At 72.1% G+C, this 19829-nt stretch carries 19 protein-coding genes; 10 read left to right on the top strand and 9 right to left on the bottom strand.

Going from position 1 to position 19829, the window contains the following annotated elements:
- Window positions 1-2 precede the first annotated feature (2 nt).
- Window positions 3-896 (bottom strand): LysR family transcriptional regulator ArgP, encoded by an 894-nt coding sequence (locus AB0C03_RS18800; protein ID WP_210866265.1) that lies wholly within the window; start codon window positions 894-896, stop codon window positions 3-5.
- 70 nt (window positions 897-966) lie between these two features.
- Between AB0C03_RS18800 and AB0C03_RS18795 the strand changes: the two genes are divergently transcribed.
- On the top strand, window positions 967-1563 hold the full coding sequence (locus tag AB0C03_RS18795) for a LysE/ArgO family amino acid transporter (protein ID WP_030328928.1): 597 nt from the start codon (window positions 967-969) through the stop codon (window positions 1561-1563).
- A gap of 157 nt (window positions 1564-1720) precedes the next feature.
- A complete protein-coding gene (locus AB0C03_RS18790) occupies window positions 1721-3160 on the top strand; it encodes a GuaB1 family IMP dehydrogenase-related protein (protein ID WP_030328931.1) in 1440 nt (479 codons plus the stop codon).
- 93 nt (window positions 3161-3253) lie between these two features.
- On the opposite strand, the gene AB0C03_RS18785 is transcribed toward AB0C03_RS18790, so the two are convergent.
- Window positions 3254-3814 (bottom strand): TetR/AcrR family transcriptional regulator, encoded by a 561-nt coding sequence (locus AB0C03_RS18785; RefSeq protein WP_210861366.1) that lies wholly within the window; start codon window positions 3812-3814, stop codon window positions 3254-3256.
- A gap of 83 nt (window positions 3815-3897) precedes the next feature.
- Here AB0C03_RS18785 and AB0C03_RS18780 point away from each other — a divergent pair, with 83 nt between their 5' ends.
- The 4 genes from AB0C03_RS18780 to AB0C03_RS18765 all read left to right on the top strand — a co-directional run bounded on the left by AB0C03_RS18780 (window position 3898) and on the right by AB0C03_RS18765 (window position 8684).
- The gene (locus AB0C03_RS18780; RefSeq protein WP_357638085.1) at window positions 3898-4344 is read left to right on the top strand and encodes a DoxX family protein; all 447 of its coding nucleotides are present in this window, start codon (window positions 3898-3900) and stop codon (window positions 4342-4344) included.
- A 25-nt stretch (window positions 4345-4369) separates the two neighbouring features.
- Window positions 4370-4852 carry a MarR family transcriptional regulator gene (locus AB0C03_RS18775; RefSeq protein WP_030328938.1) on the top strand — a complete coding sequence of 161 codons (483 nt, stop codon included), beginning with the start codon at window positions 4370-4372 and terminating at the stop codon, window positions 4850-4852.
- Window positions 4846-6579: an ABC transporter ATP-binding protein gene (locus tag AB0C03_RS18770; protein ID WP_030328940.1), complete on the top strand. Its 1734-nt coding sequence runs from the start codon at window positions 4846-4848 to the stop codon at window positions 6577-6579. The genes AB0C03_RS18775 and AB0C03_RS18770 overlap by 7 nt, the downstream gene beginning before the upstream one ends.
- Window positions 6580-6758: 179 nt before the next feature.
- On the top strand, window positions 6759-8684 hold the full coding sequence (locus AB0C03_RS18765; RefSeq protein ID WP_387217930.1) for an ABC transporter ATP-binding protein: 1926 nt from the start codon (window positions 6759-6761) through the stop codon (window positions 8682-8684).
- Window positions 8685-8731: 47 nt separating this feature from the next.
- Here the strand turns inward: AB0C03_RS18765 and thrS are convergent, their stop codons facing one another.
- Window positions 8732-9949 (bottom strand): threonine--tRNA ligase, encoded by a 1218-nt coding sequence (gene thrS / locus AB0C03_RS18760; protein ID WP_357638082.1) that lies wholly within the window; start codon window positions 9947-9949, stop codon window positions 8732-8734.
- 502 nt (window positions 9950-10451) lie between these two features.
- Between thrS and AB0C03_RS18755 the strand changes: the two genes are divergently transcribed.
- Both AB0C03_RS18755 and AB0C03_RS18750 read left to right on the top strand, forming a co-directional pair.
- On the top strand, window positions 10452-11072 hold the full coding sequence (locus tag AB0C03_RS18755) for a DedA family protein (RefSeq protein ID WP_036410846.1): 621 nt from the start codon (window positions 10452-10454) through the stop codon (window positions 11070-11072).
- Between the two features lie 182 nt (window positions 11073-11254).
- Window positions 11255-11896, top strand: coding sequence for a DUF998 domain-containing protein (locus tag AB0C03_RS18750; RefSeq protein ID WP_357638078.1), 642 nt, complete (start codon window positions 11255-11257; stop codon window positions 11894-11896).
- Window positions 11897-11935: 39 nt separating this feature from the next.
- On the opposite strand, the gene AB0C03_RS18745 is transcribed toward AB0C03_RS18750, so the two are convergent.
- Window positions 11936-13339, bottom strand: a complete 1404-nt coding sequence (locus tag AB0C03_RS18745) for an NAD(P)H-quinone dehydrogenase (protein WP_030328951.1) — start codon at window positions 13337-13339, stop codon at window positions 11936-11938.
- Window positions 13340-13445: 106 nt separating this feature from the next.
- Between AB0C03_RS18745 and AB0C03_RS18740 the strand changes: the two genes are divergently transcribed.
- Window positions 13446-13901: a gamma-glutamylcyclotransferase family protein gene (locus AB0C03_RS18740; RefSeq protein WP_030328953.1), complete on the top strand. Its 456-nt coding sequence runs from the start codon at window positions 13446-13448 to the stop codon at window positions 13899-13901.
- 75 nt (window positions 13902-13976) lie between these two features.
- On the opposite strand, the gene AB0C03_RS18735 is transcribed toward AB0C03_RS18740, so the two are convergent.
- From AB0C03_RS18735 to AB0C03_RS18720, 4 genes are all read right to left on the bottom strand, one after another.
- Complete coding sequence (locus tag AB0C03_RS18735) at window positions 13977-14936, bottom strand: GNAT family N-acetyltransferase (RefSeq protein WP_210861232.1); 960 nt, start codon at window positions 14934-14936, stop codon at window positions 13977-13979.
- A gap of 60 nt (window positions 14937-14996) precedes the next feature.
- Window positions 14997-15731: an SCO6745 family protein gene (locus AB0C03_RS18730; protein ID WP_030328958.1), complete on the bottom strand. Its 735-nt coding sequence runs from the start codon at window positions 15729-15731 to the stop codon at window positions 14997-14999.
- Window positions 15732-15835: 104 nt separating this feature from the next.
- Window positions 15836-16810 carry a coiled-coil domain-containing protein gene (locus tag AB0C03_RS18725; protein ID WP_357638074.1) on the bottom strand — a complete coding sequence of 325 codons (975 nt, stop codon included), beginning with the start codon at window positions 16808-16810 and terminating at the stop codon, window positions 15836-15838.
- 4 nt (window positions 16811-16814) lie between these two features.
- Entirely contained in the window at window positions 16815-17447 is a 633-nt protein-coding gene (locus AB0C03_RS18720) for an MBL fold metallo-hydrolase (protein ID WP_030328964.1), read from the bottom strand.
- A 92-nt stretch (window positions 17448-17539) separates the two neighbouring features.
- On the opposite strand from AB0C03_RS18720, the gene AB0C03_RS18715 reads away from it, so the two are divergent.
- The gene (locus AB0C03_RS18715; protein WP_081883711.1) at window positions 17540-18502 is read left to right on the top strand and encodes a DUF4349 domain-containing protein; all 963 of its coding nucleotides are present in this window, start codon (window positions 17540-17542) and stop codon (window positions 18500-18502) included.
- Here the strand turns inward: AB0C03_RS18715 and AB0C03_RS18710 are convergent.
- Window positions 18459-19718, bottom strand: coding sequence for an amidohydrolase (locus tag AB0C03_RS18710; protein ID WP_030328968.1), 1260 nt, complete (start codon window positions 19716-19718; stop codon window positions 18459-18461). The two genes, AB0C03_RS18715 and AB0C03_RS18710, sit on opposite strands and share 44 nt — an antisense overlap.
- Window positions 19719-19829: the final 111 nt, after the last annotated feature.

Raw genomic sequence — 19829 nt, 5'->3', positions numbered from 1 at the left:
AGTCAGCGCAGGGTTTCGGTGGCGACCGCGCGGACGGCGGCGGTCAGCGCGGTCAGCACGTCCGACTCCAGCCGCCAGTGCTGCCAGTACAGCGGGACGTCGAGGTGTCGGCCCGGCGCGAGGTCGACCCAGCGGCCGGCGTCCAGGTCGGCCTCGGCGATCTGTTCGGGCACCAGGCTCCAGCCCAACCCGAGCCGGATCGTCTCGCTGAACGCCGGCACCGACGGCACGTAGTGCACCGGCGGGTCGAGCGGCCGACCGGCCACCGCCCGGATGAAGCGGTGCTGCACCCGGTCCTTCCGATCGAAGACGACAAGTGGCGCGCTCGCCAGCGTGACGGCGGTGAATCCGCCGGCGAAGTGGGACGCCGCGAACTCCGGGGTGGCCAGCGCGCGGTAGCGCATGGCGCCGAGTCGCAGCACCCGGCAGCCCTGCACGGCCTCCCGCTGGGCGGTGACCGCCGCCGTCACCGAGCCGTCGCGGAGCAGTTCGGCGGTGTGGTCCTGGTCGTCCTGCCGCAGGTCGAACGAGAGCCCGGCCCGCTGCGGCAACCGGGCCAGCGCGGCGGGGAACCAGGTGGCCAGGGAGTCCGCGTTGACCACCACGGCGACCCGGATCCGGCCACCGCCGGCCAGCGGGCCGCGGGCGTCGGCCAGCGCCTCCCGTTCGAGCAGCAGCAGCTGGCCGGCGAGGCGCAGCAGCGGGCGGCCGGCGTCGGTCGCCACGCACGGTCGGGCGCGGCGGACCAGCACCTGGCCGACGGTCTCCTCCAACGCCTTGATCCGTTGACTCACCGCCGACGGCGTGACGTGCAGCAGCCGGGCCGCCGCGTCGAAGCTGCCCTCCGCCACCACCGCCGCGAGCGTCCGCAGCTGCGCCGAGTCGAGACCATCCATCAGCTCAGCTTAAGTTGCGTCAGAATCTTTAGTTGGACTGGTGATCGTCGGCAGCCCTAGCGTCGAGTCCGTGCTCACCTCCGCCGTCGCCGGCTTCTCGATCTCCATCGCGCTCATCGTCGCCATCGGCGCCCAGAACGCCTTCGTCCTGCGCCAGGGTCTGCGCCGCGAGCACGTGGTACCCGTGGTGCTGACCTGCGCCGTGTCGGACGCGCTGCTGATCACCGCGGGCGTCGCCGGGGTCGGCACGCTGGTGGCCGACCGACCGGGCCTGCTGGCCGCGATCCGGTGGGGCGGCGCGGCGTTCCTGCTCTGCTACGCGGGGCTCGCCGCCCGCCGTGCCCTGCGTCCGGGCGCCCTGCTGCCCACCGAACGGCCGCCGGCCTCCCTGGGGGCCACCCTGCTCGCGTGCGCCGCCTTCACCTACCTGAACCCCCACGTCTACCTGGACACCGTGCTGCTCCTCGGCGGGGTGGCCCAACAACACCCGCACCGGTGGGTCTTCGGCGCCGGCGCCGCAGTGGCCAGCGGGGTCTGGTTCACCGCGCTCGGCGTCGGCGCACAGCGCCTCGCGCCACTGCTCGCCCGTGCCGCCGCCTGGCGGGTGCTGGACGCGGTCATCGCCGTGGTGATGACCGGCCTGGCCGTGGCACTCCTGCTGGGCTGACCGGCCTCGCCGGCGGAGAACGACCAGGCCACCCGGGCCAGGCGGGCCCCCGGCCGGACCGTGCGGGCGGGCGCCAACCGGGCCAGGCCAGCAACGACGCGAGTGTTTTCCACGACCACCGGCGGTGGAACCGACCGCGAGCGGGAATGATTGCCGGGTGCGGTTCCTTCACGGCGCGGTCCCCGCGCACGACCTGACCTATACCGACGTCTTCATGGCGCCGGCCCGCTCCGACCTGGGTTCCCGGCTCGACGTCGACCTGTCCACCGGCGACGGCACCGGCACCACCATCCCGTTGGTGGTGTCGAACATGACGGCGGTCGCCGGACGGCGGATGGCGGAGACGGTCGCCCGCCGGGGTGCCATCACGGTGATCCCGCAGGACATTCCGATCGAGGTGGTGGCGAATGTCGTCGCCTGGGTGAAACAGCGCCATCTCGTCTACGACACGCCGATCACGCTCGGCCCGACCGACACCGTGGGCGACGCCATCCACCTGCTGCCCAAGCGCTCGCACGGTGCGGTCATCGTGGTCGACGACGCCGGCCGACCGATGGGTGTGGTCACCGAGGCGGACACCACGGGCGTGGACCGGTTCGCCCAGCTGCGGCACGTGATGTCCACCGAGCTGCACACCGTCCCGGCGGACTCGGATCCGCGTACCGGCTTCGATCTGCTCTCGGCGGGCCGTCGCCGACTCGCCCCGGTGGTGGACACCGAGGGCCGGCTGGTCGGGGTGCTGACCCGACAGGGCGCGTTGCGGGCCACCCTCTACACGCCGGCCGTGGACGACCGGGGTCGGCTGCGGATCGCCGCCGCCGTCGGAATCAACGGTGACGTGACCGGCAAGGCCTCGGCGCTGCTGGAGGCGGGGGTGGACACGTTGGTGGTGGACACCGCGCACGGCCACCAGGCACGGATGATCTCCGCACTCCAGGCGGTCCGCAAGCTGGACCCGGGGGTGCCGGTGGCGGCCGGCAACGTGGTCACCGCCGAGGGCGTACGCGACCTGGTGGAGGCGGGTGCGGACATCATCAAGGTCGGCGTCGGCCCCGGTGCGATGTGCACCACCCGGATGATGACCGGCGTGGGTCGGCCGCAGTTCTCGGCCGTCCTCGACTGCGCGGCGGCCGCCCGCCAACTGGGCCGGCACGTGTGGGCCGACGGTGGGGTGCGGCACCCCCGGGACGTGGCGCTCGCGCTCGCCGCCGGGGCGTCGAACGTGATGATCGGTTCCTGGTTCGCCGGCACCTACGAGTCCCCCGGTGACCTGTACACCGACGTGGACGGCCGGCGGTACAAGGAGAGCTTCGGGATGGCCTCGGCCCGGGCGGTCAGCGCCCGAACCGCCGACGACAGCCCGTACGACCGGGCCCGCAAGGCGGTCTTCGAGGAGGGCATCTCCTCGGCCCGGATGCACCTGGACCCGGCCCGTCCCGGCGTCGAGGACCTGATCGACGAGATCATCGCGGGGGTACGCAGCGCCTTCACCTACGCCGGCGCCCGGAACCTCACCCAGTTCCACGAGCGGGCGATCGTCGGCGTCCAGAGCGCCGCCGGCTTCACCGAAGGAATGCCCCTCCCCACCAGCTGGTAACCCCCACCCCACTCCGGTTGACCATGAAGTTGTTGCCTCCCGCGTCGGCGTGTCATGGCAACAACTTCATGATCAACCGGAGTGGGGTGGGGGTTAGGTTGTCAGTCGGCGCAGGACTGTGCGGGCTGCCTCGCGGGGGTTGTCGCCCACTCGGTCGGGTAGCGCGCCGGCCAGCCAGAGGGTGGCGAAGCCGTGGGCGATCGACCAGGCGGCGAGCGCGTCCCGACCGGGGTCGGCGGGCGCGTCGCCGGTGGGTAGTGTCGCCACCCCGGCGCGGAGCGCGGCGCCGGCCCGACCCTGGGCGGCGATCAGCTCGGCGTCGTCGGCCCGGTGCAGCTCCGGCCGGAACATCACCTCGAAGTACGCGCGGCGCGTGACGGCGAAGTCGACGTAGGCGACGCCGGCCTCCAGCAGGTCGCCATCCGCCTCGGTCAACGTCTGGGTCAGCAGGTCGAAGCCCTGCGTGGCGAGCGCGGTGAGCAGGCCCGCCTTGTCGCCGAAGTGGTGGGCGGGCGCGGCGTGCGAGACGCCGGCCCGTCGGGCCAGGTCGCGCAGGCTCAGCGCGACGGGCCCGACCTCCTCGATGGCCTCCAGCGCCGCGGCGAGCAGCGCGCGGCGCAGGTCGCCGTGATGGTACGAGCGGCTGTCGGTCACCAGCGAATCCTAATCTTGTCATTGACAAGATGTCACGCGTCGGCGAATCTTGTCACTGACAAGTTTCGTTGAGGAGGATTCCGATGGCACCCCTGATCGCCCTGATCGCCGGCACCGCTCTGGCCCGACTCGCCGGCCTGGCCGGCATCGCCGCACTGGACGGCTGGATCCCCGCGCTGCGCGTCGGACTGGCCGTGATGTTCACGCTGACCGCCGTCGCGCACTTCGCCGGCCCCCGCCGGGCCGGACTGATCGCCATGGTCCCGCCCCGCCTGCCCCGGCCGGACCTGCTGGTCACCGTCACCGGCGTACTGGAGCTGGTCGGCGCGATCGGCCTGCTGCTGCCGGCGACCGCCCGGGTGGCGGCGGCCGGACTCGGCCTGCTCATGCTGGCCATGTTTCCGGCGAACATCTCGGCCGCCCGTCGCCAGCTGACCCTCGCCGGCCGCCCGGTCACCCCGCTGGCCCAGCGCACCGCCCTGCAGATCCTGTTCGTGGCCGCCGCCACGGTAATTTCGTTTGGTGCCTGACTATCAGGGGGCTAATCTACCTCTCGTGGAACTCATCACCCTCCAGGACGTGCCGCTCGGCCGTCTCCTGGTGGTGGCCGGGCACCTCGTCGGGCAGCGGTGGAACCGCTACCTCGCCGAGGAGCACGGCCTCACCCAGGCCGGCATGATCACCCTGATGACGCTCGCCCGACACGGCGAGCTACCCCACCGCAAGGTTGCCGAGAAGGGGTTCGTCCGCCCGGCGACCCTGACCGGCATCGTGGACACGCTGGAGCGTGACGGTCTGGTCGAGCGGCAGCGCGACGACAGCGACCGACGCAGCATCCGACTCGCCATCACCCCCGCCGGCCGGGAACGAGTGGCTGCGCTCGGCGCGCTCATGCACTCCGGACGGCCACTCACCTCGGTCGACGCCGACCCGGCGAAAGCCCAGGTGATCCGGGAGTTTCTGCTTGAGGTCATCGGCAGCGGAGACGACCCGCGGATGACCGGACGCCCCACCGAAGCGGAGGACCCGGCGTGCTGATCCGACTCCTGCGCGGCCAACTGCGCACCTATCAGAAACCGTTGCTGGCGGTGGTGCTGCTCCAGTTCGTGGGCACCATGGCCTCGCTCTACCTGCCCAGCCTCAACGCGGACATCATCGACCAGGGCGTGGCCCGGGGCGACACGGACTACATCGTGCGCACCGGCGGCTGGATGCTGCTGGTCAGCCTGATCCAGATCATCTGTTCGATCGCCGCCGTCTACCTGGGCGCCCGGGTCGCGATGGGCTTCGGCCGGGACGTACGCGCCGAACTGTTCGGGCACGTCAACCGCTTCTCCGCCCGCGAGGTGGCCCGGTTCGGGGCGCCGTCGCTGATCACCCGCAACACCAACGACGTGCAGCAGGTGCAGATGCTCGTGCTGATGAGCTGCACGATGCTGGTCGCCGCACCGATCATGAGCGTCGGTGGGGTGTTCATGGCGCTGCGTGAGGACGTCGGGCTCTCCTGGCTGATGCTGGTCAGCGTGCCGGTGCTGGCCATCGCCCTCGGCGCGATCATCCGCCGGATGGTGCCGGGCTTCCGGCTGATGCAGACCCGCATCGACACTGTCAACCGCGTGCTGCGGGAGCAGATCACCGGCATCCGGGTGGTCCGCGCGTTCGTCCGCGAGCCGTACGAAACGGACCGTTTCGCCGTCGCCAACGCCGACCTGACCGCCACCGCGCTGCGTACCGGTCGACTGTTGGCGTTGATCTTCCCGGTGGTCATGCTGGTGCTGAACGTCTCCAGCGTGGCGGTGCTCTGGTTCGGCGCGCAGCGGGTGGACGCCGGCGCGATCCAGGTCGGCGCGCTCACCGCGTTCCTGCAGTACCTGATGCAGATCCTGATGGCGGTCATGATGGCCACCTTCATGCTGATGATGGTGCCGCGCGCGGCGGTGTGCGCCGAGCGGATCGTCGAGGTGCTGGACACCGACTCCTCGGTGGTTCCGGCCACCGCGCCGGTCACCGAGTTGCCCACCCGGGCCGAGCTGGAGCTGCGCGGGGTGCGCTTCCAGTACCCGGGAGCGGTGGAGCCGGTGCTGCGCGACATCTCCTTCCGGGCGACCCCGGGCACCACCACGGCCATCATCGGCAGCACCGGAGCGGGCAAGACGACACTGCTGTCGCTGATCCCCCGCCTGGTCGACGTGACCGCCGGCGCGGTGCTGGTCGACGGGGTGGACGTGCGGGAGTTGTCACCGGACGAGCTGTGGCGACGCATCGGCCTGGTGCCGCAGCGGCCGTACCTGTTCACCGGGACGGTCGCCAGCAACCTGCGCTACGGCAACCCGGACGCCACCGACGAGGAGCTGTGGACGGCGCTGGAGATCGCCCAGGCCCGGGACTTCGTGGCCCAGATGCCCGGCGGGCTGGACGCCCCGATCGCGCAGGGCGGCACCACCGTCTCCGGTGGGCAGCGGCAGCGTCTCGCCATCGCCCGAGCGCTGGTCCGGCAACCGGAGATCTACCTCTTCGACGACTCGTTCTCCGCGCTCGACCTGGGCACCGACGCACGGCTGCGAGCGGCACTACGGCCGGTCACCGCACAGTCCGCGGTGGTGATCGTGGCCCAGCGGGTCTCCACGATCATCGACGCCGACCAGATCATCGTTCTCGAGAACGGAGGGGTCGTCGGAGTGGGACGACATGCCGAGCTGTTGGAGACCTGCCCGACGTACGCCGAGATCGTGGCCTCGCAGCAGACGACGGAGGTGGCGGCATGAGCGAGCGTGAGGAGCCCCGCACCGCGGCCGTACCCAGTCAGAAGCCGGCCGGCGAGCCGCGGACGCCGGGAGGCGACGCGCCACAACAGCCCGGCGGCGACGCCGCGCAGCAGCCCGGCGGGGACGCGCGGACGCCGAAGCGGCTGCCGCCCGGCCGTCAGGGCGGCGGCCCGGGGTGGATGGGCGCCGGGATGCCCGCCGAGAAGTCGATGAACTTCGGCCCGTCGGCCCGACGATTGCTCGGCCGGCTGCGCTCACACCGGTTGCACCTGGCCGCGATCATCACGTTGGCAGTGGTGAGCGTCGGGTTCAGCGTGGCCGGGCCGAAGATCCTCGGCCACGCCACCGACCTGATCTTCACTGGGGTGATCGGCCGGCAACTGCCCGCCGGCACCACCGCCGACCAGGCCGTCGCGGCGGCCCGGGCCAGCGGCAACGACAGCTTCGCCGACATGCTGGCCCGGATGGACGTGGTGCCCGGGGTGGGCATCGACTTCAGCGCGCTGAGTCGGGTGCTGCTGCTGGCGCTCGGGCTCTACCTGGCGGCGAGCCTGCTGTCCTGGTGGCAGGGCTGGCTGCTCAACGGCGTGGTCCAGCGCACGGTGCTGCGACTGCGCGCCGAGGTGGAGGAGAAGCTCAACCGGCTGCCGCTGCCCTACTTCGACAGGCAGCCGCGCGGTGAGTTGCTCAGCCGGGTCACCAACGACATCGACAACATCTCCACCAGCCTCCAGCAGACCCTCAGCCAGCTCCTCACCTCGCTGCTGACCGTCATCGGGGTGCTGGCCGTGATGTTCTGGATCTCGCCGGTGCTGGCTCTGGTGGCCCTGGTCGCGGTGCCGTTGTCGGTGCTGGTCACCCAGCGCATCGCCAAGCGCTCGCAGAAGCAGTTCATCGCCCAGTGGGCGCACACCGGCGAGTTGAACGGCCAGATCGAGGAGGCGTACACCGGTCACGAGCTGGTGAAGGTCTTCGGCCGGCAGCGTGAGGTCGAGGCCGCCTTCCACGCGAAGAACGAGGAGCTGTTCCGGGCCAGCTTCGGGGCGCAGTTCATCTCCGGGATCATCATGCCGTCGATGATGTTCATCGGAAACCTGAGCTACGTGGCGATCGCCGTGGTCGGTGGGCTGCGGGTGGCCTCCGGCACGATGAGCCTCGGCGACGTGCAGGCGTTCATCCAGTACTCCCGCCAGTTCACCCAGCCGCTCACCCAGCTCGCCTCGATGGCCAACCTGCTCCAGTCCGGGGTGGCCTCGGCCGAGCGGGTCTTCGCGGTGCTCGACGCGGACGAGCAGACCCCCGACCCGGTCGAACCGGCCCGGGTCACCGACCCGCACGGTCGGGTGGAGTTCGAGCACGTCTCGTTCCGCTATGAGGCGGACAAGCCGCTGATCGACGACCTGTCACTGGTCGCCGAGCCCGGTCACACGGTGGCCATCGTCGGCCCGACCGGTGCCGGCAAGACCACACTGGTCAACCTGGTGATGCGCTTCTACGAGCTGGACGCCGGCCGGATCACACTCGACGGGGTGGACATCACCACGATGCGCCGCGACGACCTGCGCGGCCGGATCGGCATGGTGCTCCAGGACACCTGGCTCTTCGGCGGAACCATCCGGGACAACATCGCCTACGGGCGGCCGGACGCCACCGAGGAGGAGATCCTCGCCGCGGCCCGGGCCACCTTCGTGGACCGGTTCGTGCGCAGCCTGCCCGACGGCTACGACACGGTCATCGACGAGGAGGGCAGCAACGTCAGCGCCGGCGAGAAGCAGCTCATCACCATCGCGCGGGCGTTCCTCGCCGAGCCGTCCCTGCTGATCCTGGACGAGGCCACCAGCTCGGTGGACACCCGCACCGAGGTGCTGCTGCAACGGGCGATGGCCGCGCTGCGCTCGGACAGGACCAGCTTCGTCATCGCGCACCGGCTCTCCACCATCCGCGACGCCGACCTGATCCTGATGATGGAGGACGGTCGGATCGTCGAGCAGGGCACCCACGAGCAGTTGCTCGCCGCCCAGGGGGCGTACCACCGGCTCTACCGCTCGCAGTTCACCGGTGCGGTGGTCGACGAGGAACCCGCCGCGCAACCGGCGTCGGTGTAGGGCGGACCGCCATGCGTACAGCGGTCCGCCCCGGATCCGGCAGTCGGTCAGCCCTGCGGCAGCAGGTCGGCGGCGCGGGCCGCGACCTGCCCACCGATCAGGGCGAGCGCGGCGTCGGCGGGCATCGGAGCCAGGGCGTGGCCGCCGCGCAGCCGCAGCGCGAGATGGCCGTCGGCAACCTCCCGGGCACCCAACACCCCGAGGTACGGGACGCGGCGGCGGGCCGCGTCCCGTACCCGGGCGCCCAGCGAGCCGGCGACGTCGACAGCGACCCGCAGCCCGACCTCGGTCGCCCGGCGGGCCAGGTCGGCCGCCGCGTCGGCCTGGCCGTCGTCGACCGGCAGCAGCACCAGTTGCACCGGCGCGTACCAGGCCGGGAACGCCCCCTCGTGCACCTCGATGAGGTACGCGAACAGCCGCTCCATGCTGCCGACCAGACTGCGGTGCAGCATCACCGGTCGACGCCGGCCGCCATCCGAATCGGTGTACGACAGGTCGAACCGTTCCGGTTTGTCGAAGTCCACCTGGATGGTGGAGATGGTCGACTCCCGGCCGGCCGCGTCGACGATCTGGATGTCGATCTTCGGTCCGTAGAAGGCGGCCTCCCCCGGCGCCTCCACGTACTCCACCCCGGCCAGCGCCTCTCGGAGCAGCGCCTCGGCGCGGGCCCACTGCGCGTCGTCGCCGACGTACTTCTCGCCCGGCCCGCGCAGCGACAACCGGAACCCGGCCGGACGGACGCCGAGCGCGGCGTGCGCGGCGCGGATCAGCCCGAGGATCTCGACGACCTCCGCGCCGACCTGCTCGGGGGCACAGAAGGTGTGCGCGTCGTTGAGCGAGATGGCGCGGACCCGGGACAGCCCGCCGAGCACGCCGGAACGCTCCGAGCGGTACATCCCGCCCAGCTCGGCGATCCGCAACGGCAACTCCCGGTAGGAGCGGCCCCGCGCCCGGAAGACCAGCGCGTGGTGCGGGCAGAGCGCCGGCCGGAGCACGAACTCGTCGTCGGCGCTCAGCCGCATCGGCGGGAACATGTCGTCGGCGAAGTAGCCGAGATGACCGGAGAGTTCGAAGAGTTCCCGCTTACCCAGCGGCGGCGAGTAGACGTGCTGGTGTCCGGAGCGGCGCTCCAACTCCCGGACGTACTCCTCGACGGCGTGCCGGGCGGCGGCGCCCGCCGGCAGCCAGATCGGCAGGCCGGCGCCGGCCAGCGGATCGGAGACGAAGAGGTCCAGCTCGCGGCCGAGCCTACGGTGGTCGATCATGTCGGGCTCCTGGATCGGGTACGACCCGGAGGCGACCTGAGCTCCGTTCGGCGCACTGCCCTCGGGGGCGGATCGCCCCGGGGCCTGGTCGACGGTGGTTACGTCAGAGCGGCGCGCCGGGGATTCCCGGCGTCGTGGTCTGCACTACCGCGCTGCGCATGGGGCGACCGTACCCGCGCGACGATCGGGGACGCACCTGGATTTACGGGGTGGGCCGCCGGCGCGGGACCCGCCGGCGGCCCTGGCGGCCGAATCGTCAGGAACGGGGGACCCGACGGGCGTGGCCGCGCCGACAACGGTACGCCGACGAACGCCGATCCGCCGCCCGCCTCGAACGGGTGGACCGCCCTCCGAACCCGTCACCCGGCAGCGATCAGTCTCGTTGCAGCTGGGTGGCCCAGTGGTGTCGACGGTCACGACGGGCCGGGGCCCTCCACGGTGACGCCGGACACGACGTCAGGCTCAAGACACCCAATCGGCCGCATCCGGCGAGGTGGCAGGCGTGCCCGAACTTCTGACTGACGTCGCGTCGCCGACGTGGGCGTACCTGGTGCTGCTCGCTCTGCTGATCGCGGACGCCTTCGTACCGGTGATACCCACCCAGATCGTCATGATCACCAGTGGTGCGCTCACCGTCTACGGCGGGCTCAGCCTGCCGGTCACCATCGCCGTCGGCGCACTCGGCGTGTTCGCCGGTGACCTGGCCTGCTACCTGCTCGGACGCAGCGCGCCGGACCGGCGCCCGCCCCGGCACGCCGAACTGAGCCGCGCCCGCCGGGTGGCCAGCCGGGTCACCCAGGGGCTGCGACAACCCGGGCCGATGGTCATCCTGCTCTGCCGGTTCGTGCCCGGCGGCCGGATGGCGGCCTGCTTCTCGGCCGGGCGCAGCCGCTACCCCTACCGCCTGTTCGTGCTCTACGAGGCCGTCGCCGCACTGGGTTGGGCCACCTACGGCGCCCTGGTCGGGCACCTCGGAGGCACCGCGCTGACCGAGTCGGCGTGGCGGCTGGCCATCATCGCCACCGCCGCGGCGGCCGGCTTCGCCGCGGCCGGCTGGGCCATGACCCTGGTCAGCGCCCGCCACGCCCGCGCCGCAGCCACAGTCGACGTCCCCATCGACTGAGTGTCGCAACCTTCGCGATCTTGCACTTTCTGTCCCAACAATTGGGGCATGCCCGCAGATAAGAACGACCGAAAGTGCAAGATCGCGGCGGGTTGGCGGCGGGCCTCTAGGGGTGGTCCCGGGGAGAGATTTCGGTGGCTGTCCCGGATCCGGCTGGGGTGCCCACGGCGACAGGCTGAGGCATGCCTGGAACCCGGAGTACCGGTCTGCTGGCCCTGGGCGGGATCGCCCTGGCGGCGCTGCTCACCGTCATCGGTCACCTCGAAGTCAACGACGACCTCAACCCCTGGGCGTTGACCATCAGCGACTTCGCCGTCTCCGACCGCGGCGGCGTGATCGACGTCGCCATGGTGGTGCTGGCGCTCGCCACCGTGGCGCTGCTGTACGGACTGCGTCGCGCCGCGCCGGCACGGCCCGCCCCGGCAACCGACCTGCTGCTCGGCGCGTGGGTGACCGGGCTGCTCCTGGCCGCGGTGGTGCCCACGAACGAGCCAGGCACCGCCATGACCACGACGGCCTACGTGCACCGGTACGCCTCGGTGGTCGCCTTTCTGGCACTGCCGGCGGCCGGTTGGCTGCTCGCCCGTCGATCCGAGCTGGCGCCGGTCGCCCGAACGCTACGCACCCTCGTCCTGCTGAGCCTGACCCTGGCGGCGGCGATGATCTGGTCCGCCTACCCCGGCGACCGTCTGCTGATCGGCCTGGCCGAGCGACTGCTCATCGTCACCGAGGTGGCAGTGCTGGCGACCATCGCGCTGGCCCAGACCCGCGCGGCCGTCGATCGTGGAGTTGTGGCACCTCACCAAGGGGGCATCGCGGCGTGAACCACCCACCACAACTCCACGATCGTCGAGAAGGGGCGGCTACTCCAGCTCGTGCAGCATGAGCTGGCGGGCCGCCTCGGTGATCGAGCCGGACAACGAGGGGTAGATGGTGATGGTCTGGGCCAGCTCGTTGACGGTGAGGTTGTTCTCCACCGCCATGGTGATGGGCAGGATCAGCTCGCTGGCCTTCGGAGCGACCACCACACCACCGATCACCTGACCACTGGCCGGACGGCAGAACAACTTCACGAAGCCGTCGGAGAGGTCGTCCATCTTGGCCCGGGCGTTGCCGGACAACGGCAGCATCACCTGTCGGGCCGGCACCTTGCCCGCGTCCACCTCGTCCTGCGAGACACCCACCGTGGCCAGCTCGGGATCGGTGAAGACGTTCGCCGCGACGGTCCGCAGCCGCAGCGGGCGGACCGCCTCGCCGAGCGCGTGCCACATGGCGATCCGGCCCTGCATGGCGGCGACGCTGGCCAGCAGCAGCACGCCGGTGCAGTCACCGGCGGCGTAGATGCCGGGCACGTTGGTCCGGGAGGCCCTGTCGACTGTCACGTAGCCGCCCCGGCCCAGCTGCACCCCGTACTCGGTCAGGCCCAGGTTGGCGGTGTTCGGGATCGACCCGACGGTGATCAGCGCGTGCGAGCCGGTCACCTTACGGCCGTCGGAGAGTTCCACCTCGACGCCGTCGGCGGTACGCCGGACCGCGTCGGCCCGGGAGTTGTTGAGGATCTCCATGCCCCGGTTGCGGAACACCCGCTCGATCGCGGAGGCGGCGTCGGCGTCCTCGTGGGGCATCACCCGGTCGCGGCTGGAGACCAGGGTCACCTCGACCCCCATGGCCAGGTACGCGCTGGCGAACTCCGCACCGGTCACGCCGGACCCGACGACGATCAGGTGCTCGGGCAGCTCCGGCAGGTCGTACACCTGTCGCCAGGTCAGGATGCGCTCACCGTCCGGTACGGCGGTGGGCAGCTGACGGGGTGTCGAGCCGGTGGCCACCAGCACGGTGGACGCGTCGATCGAGTACTCCTCGCCGCCGTCGGCGGGGCTGACGACGACCCGGTGGGTGTGCCCGAGGGAGTCCTCGCCGAGCCGGGCGGTGCCGGCCACGAAGGTGACGCCCGCCTTCAGCAGCTTGGCGTGAATGTCAGCGGACTGCGCCAGGGCCAGCCGCTTGACCCGCTCGTGCACCGCCCGCGCGTCGACGGTGACCGCCTCCAGGCCGTCCGAGTGCACCCCGAACTCCTCGGTGTCCCGGTATCCGGTGACCACCCCCGAGCTGGCGATGAAGGTCTTCGACGGTACGCAGTCGGAGAGCACGCAGGCGCCGCCGGCCCCGTCGGCCTCCACCACGGTGACATCGGCATCCAGCTGGGCGGCGACCAGTGCCGCCTCGTACCCGGCCGGCCCCCCACCGATGATCACGATCTGGCTCACAGCGTTCGCCCTTCGTCCATGCTCACAGTGACTTTCTTCTCCCGAACGCGTTCGACACGCACTGTCGTATTCTCCCCCACCCGTCGGCCGGGCTATCGTCATCGCCGTGCGTCATCACGCCGCCTACGGCTCAAATCTCGACCCCGCCCGGATGCGTGCCTACTGTCCGCATTCGCCGATGGTGGGCACCGGCTGGCTGGAGGGCTGGCGGCTGACCTTCGCCGGGGCGGACGTGATCGGCTGGGAGGGTGCGGTGAGCACCCTCGTCGAGTCTCCCGGTGACCGGGTCTTCGTGGCGCTCTACGACATCCACCCGTACGACGCCGAGCAGCTCGACGAGTTGGAGGGCGTCGCCGCCGGGACGTACCGCAAGCTGCACGTCCGGGTTTCCACCCTCGACGGCGACGTGACCGCGTGGATCTACGTCTTCAACGGGTACGAGGGTGGCCTGCCGACCTCGTGGTACCTGTCGGAGATCGCGAACGCCGCCGAGAAGGCGGGCGCCCCGGACGACTACGTCACCGAGTTGCGGGCCCGCCCCACCGGCACCGCGTCGGCGTAGCAGCGCGTATCGCACGCCTCCAGTCTGCTACCGCTGTCGACCGCGGGGCCGGTCGGGCCCGCCCGGGGTCGTCAATCACACACGGGCCGCCGGGACGGACCGTTCGTACATGTCGGTCCAGTGGGTTTCCCGCAGGCCCACCGACCGGTAGAGCGACAGCGGGGCGGTCGGGTTGGTGAGGTCGACGCCCAGACCGGCCGACTTCCGCCCCTTCTCGGCGTAGCGGGCGAAGGCGCGGCGCAGCAGCGCCGCACCCACACCCCGGCGACGGTACGCGGACAGCACCGACAGGGTCTTCACCCAGCCCGACTGTTGGTCGAGTGCCTGATCCGAGGACTGCAACGCGCCGACCGGCACCCCGTCCACCTCGGCGACGAACCACTCGTCCCAGGCGGTCAGGTCGCCGATGCGGGCCCGCCACCGCTCGTACGACAACGGTTCGTGGTCCGGGGTGTCACCGAAGGCGGCCTCGTAGATCCGGTGGAACTCCACCAGGTCGGTCTCGTGGTCCGGGCGGACCTGCCGCACGGTCACGCCCGCGGGTGCGGCCGGCTCGTCGGGCAGGTCGTCCAACGGTCGGCTCATTCGGACGTACCGCTTGACGCGGGCGAAACCGAGCGCGCGAAGGGTCTGTTCCCAGTCATGTTCGGGGGCGAAGACCGCGCAGCGGACGGTGAGCGACGGCAACCCGCGCTCGGCCGCGCGTTCGGCGACCCGGTCCAGTTGGCGAACCAGCAGCGGCGCGCGGACGGCGGCGCCCCGCACCGGCTCGACGTAGACCTCCACGAACTCCCGGCCCACCCCGCTCGGGTTGTCCACCGTCGCCCAGCCGACCACTGTGTCGTCCGGGTCGATCGCCAACCAGGAGTCCCGGGTCGGGTCGAAGTGGCTGGCGGTCAGTGACGCCGTGACGTCCTCGGCGTCGAAGTCGGGGTGGCCGATGGCGAAGGTGTCGGCGGCGTGCACCACCGCGAGGATCGCCGGCACGTCGTCGAGGGTGGGGCGGCGCGTTGTCCAACCAGCGGGAAGGGTCACGGCAGGACATCCTGGCAGCCGAGCCGCCGGGGCGCCGCCCATTTTCCGGCTGGCGGAGGCTCAGCCGAGGTCGACCCGGGTGCGGTGCAGCAACTCCACCAACTCGGCGCCGTCGGCGGGCCCGAGGGCGGTGAACGCCGGCGCGGCCAACCGGTTGGTCACCGCCTCCGCCCAGAGCCGGCGGCGCACCAGCGGCCCGATCGGCGGGTACGGCGGCGGCCACCCGCAGGCCACCGCCCCGGCCTCCCCCTCCGGCCCGGCCAGCACCGCCTCCAGCGGAGTCATCCCGGCGGCCCGTACCGCGAGCAGGTAGGCGCCGGTGAAGTGTTCCCGGAGCAGCCGCAGCCCGGCGGCGCTGCGGGCCCCGGGAGAGAGGTCCGGAAGGGGCATGGCCCGCCACGCGGCGAAGAGCGGCATCCCGCTGGCGTCGGCCGCGACGACGGCCCGCTCGACGAGCGCGGACAGGCGTTCGGCACCGGGCAGGGGGCCGAGCTGCTGCGCCCCCCACCGGCAGCATTCGGCGAGGCTCGCGGCGGCCACCTGGAACGGCGGGACGACCCGGGCGGCGGCGTCCCAACCGTCGGCGACGGCGTCCGGGGCGATGAACCCGAGGGCGGCGGCGGCTGTCTCGGCCCGCACATCGCCGAGCGCGCCGGCCCGGCCGCTGATGTAGAAGGCCCACCCGGAGATGCCGAGCAGTCGGGCCCGGCGCAACGTGGTCGGGTCCCGGCTGAAGGCGTCGCCCAGGTCGAGCACGACGGGCTTGCTGGCAGCCGCGACCTGCTCCGGAGTCACCGCGGGGCCCTCTTCGCGCGGCCCGAACCGCCGCGCCCGACCACGCCCCGATCCACGGCCACCCACCGTGCACGGCCCGCGCACTCGTCGTCGTCCATCAATGCTCAGTCTGCCGCGCCACCGCCCGCGTCCGCATCCCCCTCTTCGGCCGCCAGTGCCTCGATCGCCGCCTCGACCTCCCCGGCGCGCCGCCGGGCCACGGTGACCGCCCGCTCGGCGGCCCGCCGAGCGAGCTTGGCCCGGCTGAGATCCTGCTCGGCGACCGCGCGCCGCCGCTCCAGCTCGGCCAGCTCCGCCTCAAGCCCATCGAGTACGGCCGCACCGTCGCGCTCCTGCCCGGTCGCCTCGGTCAGTTCCGCCTCGGCCCGCTCCTGGTCGGCCTGGGCCTTCGCCAACTCGCGGTCCAGGGCGCGGCGCTGCCGGGCCCGCTCGGCTCGGGCCGCCCGCTGCGCGGCCCGCTCGGCCCGCTCGGCCGCCCGATCCGTACGGGGTGCCGCCTCGGGTCGCCCTCGCTGGGCGCCGGGTCGGCGGGCCGGGCGTTCCTCGTCGGGCTCCTCGCCGTCGCCGGTGACCAGCCGCAGTTGTGGCCGGGGCACCTCACCGAAGCCGGCGTAGCTGGCCGCCCGCAGCAGCCGACCCGCCCGCACCTGCTCGGCGACCTCGACGTCGGAGAAGGCCGCGTTCAACGTCGCCTCCACCTCGGCCAGGGGCAGCCGGTTCGCCGGTGGCGCGTCCGGCTCGGCCGCGGCGAGCTTGCGCACCTCGGCGACCAGGGAGCCGACCACCGCCCGGCGCTGCGCGGACAGCTCCCGCAGTTTGGGTCCGCGCAGCTCCCGTTGGGCGGACCGTAGGGCGTCGGCGAGTTGCACCAGATCGGCGACCAGCTCCGGACGTCGGATGGCGAGCAGGTTCACCAACCAGGCGGCCACCGTCGGGCGACGCAGCCGGGCCAGCTCCCGGGCGGTGGCCGGGTCACCGGCCTGGCGGGCCTGCGCCACGGCGGCCTCCCGGGCGGCCACGAACCGGTCCGGTGGGGTGCGGTAGAGCTGTTGCACCAGCTCCGCGGAGAGGCCGGGCATCGGGTCAGACGTCCACCCGACTGCCGGGTTCCAGTCGCTGGTACTCGGTGCCGGACATCGCCGAGTACTGCCGGTTCAGCACACCCAGCCCGTTGTCGTTGAGTAGCGCGTCGTGCAGGGCGTACGCGCGCCGCGGCGCGACCGCGCGGATGAAGTCGAGCACCTCGGAGAACTTCGACCAGGGGGCGTGGATCGGCGCGAAGAGCGTGTCGACGGGTGTCTCGTCGGGCACCACCAGGGAGTCGCCCGGGTGGTAGACCACGTCGTTGATCAGGTAACCGAGGTTGTCGATCACCGGGATCTCGGGGTGGATCACGGCGTGCCGCCCCCCGTACGCGCGCACGGCGACCCCGGCGGCGGTGAACGACTCACCGACGTCGACCGGGCGCAGCGCGTCGGCCGCGTCCCCAAGGGCCTCGGCGAGCGAGGCGGGGCCGTGGATCGGGAACGGCCGTCGGTCGAGCTGGAGGCGCACCGCTGCCAGGTCGAGGTGGTCGGGGTGCGCGTGGGTGATCAGCACCGCGTCCGCACCGTCCAGCGCCGCCGTGGTGTCGCTGAACACCCCGGGGTCGACGACGAGGATTCCCCCATCGTGTTCCACCCGAAGGCAGGAGTGGGCGTACTTGGTGAGTCGCATCGTGACTCCTCGATTATCGAATCGTGACGTCCTCAGCGCAGTCTGCCGGAACCAGCCGGAGTGTGCGTCGCGTCCGAGCTATCGCACACCGGTTGACGACGATGGGAGCGGGGATGGACGGACGGGTGGGACGACGCCGCGGTGCGCTGCTGGCGGCGACAGCACTGGCGGCCGCGCTGGCACTGACAGGATGCGGCGCCGGCGACAGTGGGGCACAGGACACCGCCGGCTCGGCGGTCGAGGCGCCGCCGGCCAAGGGCGGTGAGGTGCCCCGGGACGCCGCCGCGGGCGCACCGGAGGCGGCCGGTGCCGGCGCACCGGACCTGCGGGTGGACCAGCGGGCGATCATCTACACCGGAACGATGCGGGTGCAGGTGGACGATGTGGACTCGGCCGCCCGCGAGGCCACCGCCGTGGCCACTCGGGCCGGTGGTTTCGTCGGTGGGGACCAGCGGCGCAGCGCCGACGCCGACGCGGTGGCGGAGCTGGTGCTGCGAGTGCCGGCGGCGAAGTTCACCGGCGTGGTGGAGGAGATCGCGAAGCTCGGTCGGCAGCAGAACCGGGAGATCAACACTCAGGACGTCACCGAGGAGACCGTCGACCTGGACGCCCGGATCACCAGTCAGCGGGCACGGGTGGACAGCGCCCGCCGGTTGCTGGCCCGGGCCACCTCGATCACCGACCTGGTGTCGTTGGAGAACGAGCTGGGTCGCCGGGAGGCGGACCTGGCCTCGCTGGAGGCCAAGAAGCGACGCCTGGCCGACCTGACCGCCCTCTCCACGATCACCGTGGCGCTGGCCGGACCGGCGGCGAAGGCCACCGAGGAGAAGGACGAGACCGGCTTCCTGGTGGGGCTCAGGGGCGGCTGGAAGGCGTTCGTCGTCTCGATGACCGTCCTGCTGACGGTGCTGGGCGCGTTGCTGCCGTGGCTGGTGGCGCTCGGCGTACCGCTGGCGGTGTTGTTGGTGGTGCTGCGCCGGCGGCGCAGGTCCCCGGCGCTGGTCGCACCGGTCAGCGCGCCGCCGCCAGTGCCCGCAGCGCGGTCTGGACCATGACCCGGACGCCGACCGGGATGGCCCGCTCGTCCACGTCGAAGCTTCCCCGGTGCAGGTCGACGTTGGGGCCGGAACGACCCACGCCGAGCCGGGCGAGGGCGCCGGGGACGTACTCCAGATACCAGGAGAAGTCCTCGCCGCCCATGCTCTGCGGTGTCTCGGCGATCCCCTCCGGGCCGAGCGCGGCGGCGGTGGCGGCGGTCAGCACCTGGATGGCGCGGGAGTCGTTGCACACCGGCGGACGGCCGCGCAGGTATTCCAGGTCGACAGTGGCGCCGGTCGGCGCGATCACGTCCCGTACCACCTGAGCGACGATCTTGGGAGCCTGCTCCCAGGTGTCGCGGTCCATCACCCGGAGGGTGCCGGAGGCGCTCGCCTCGGACGGGATGACGTTGTAGCGGGTGCCGGCCGAGGCGTGGCCGAAGACCAGCAGCAGGCCGCTGTTGGCCGGCACCCGGCGGCTGACCAGGGCGGGCACCTCGGTGATCAGCCGACCGAGCGCGTCGACCAGGTCGACGGTCAGGTGCGGGCGGGCGGTGTGCCCGCCCGGGCCGGAGAGCCGGACTGTCACGTTGTCGGCGGCCGCGGTGATCGGACCGACCCGCAGGCCGACCTGGCCCACCGGCAGGTTCGGGTCGCAGTGCAGCGCGAAGATCTGCACCACGTCGTCCAGGCCGCCGGCCTCGATGACCTCCAGCGAACCGCAGGGCAGGATCTCCTCGGCCGGCTGGAAGATCAGCCGGACCCGGCCGTCCAGCTCCCCGAGGTCGGCGAGCTGGGCGAGCAGCATGCCGACGCCGAGCAGGATCGTGGTGTGCACGTCGTGCCCGCAGGCGTGGCAGACGCCCTCCACGGTCGACCGGTACGGGACGTCCTTGGGGTCGTCGAGCGGCAGGGCGTCGATGTCGGCGCGCAGCGCCACGACCGGGCCGTCCGGCCGGCCGTTGATGTCGCAGATCACGCCGTTGCCCTTGGGCAGCAGGCGCGGGCTCAACCCGGCCAGCGACAACTCCCGGGCGATCAGCGCGGCCGTCTCGAACTCGTTGCCGGAGAGCTCAGGGTGCGAGTGGATGTGACGGCGCGTAGCGATCAGCCCCGGTACCCGGAGCGCGAGAAGGTGATCCAGCTCGCGGGGCAACGGCTGGGATCCGGGTGGCGTCTCCGGCCAGGACGACGCCAGCTGGCCACCCGTGGGCAGCGTCAACGCACTCGTCACGTCGAATTCTCGATCACTAGAGATGGATGGATCATCGGGGACAGCAGACAGCCTAGACCTCCGACGGTGACGCTGCGCAACCTCGTTACGGTAATGATCGGACCGCACAGA

This window comes from Micromonospora parva, from assembly GCF_040649675.1.
GTDB classification, from domain to species: domain Bacteria; phylum Actinomycetota; class Actinomycetes; order Mycobacteriales; family Micromonosporaceae; genus Micromonospora; species Micromonospora parva.
Note: the sequence above shows the minus strand (reverse complement) of the source record. Positions and strands in the feature narration are given on the sequence as shown.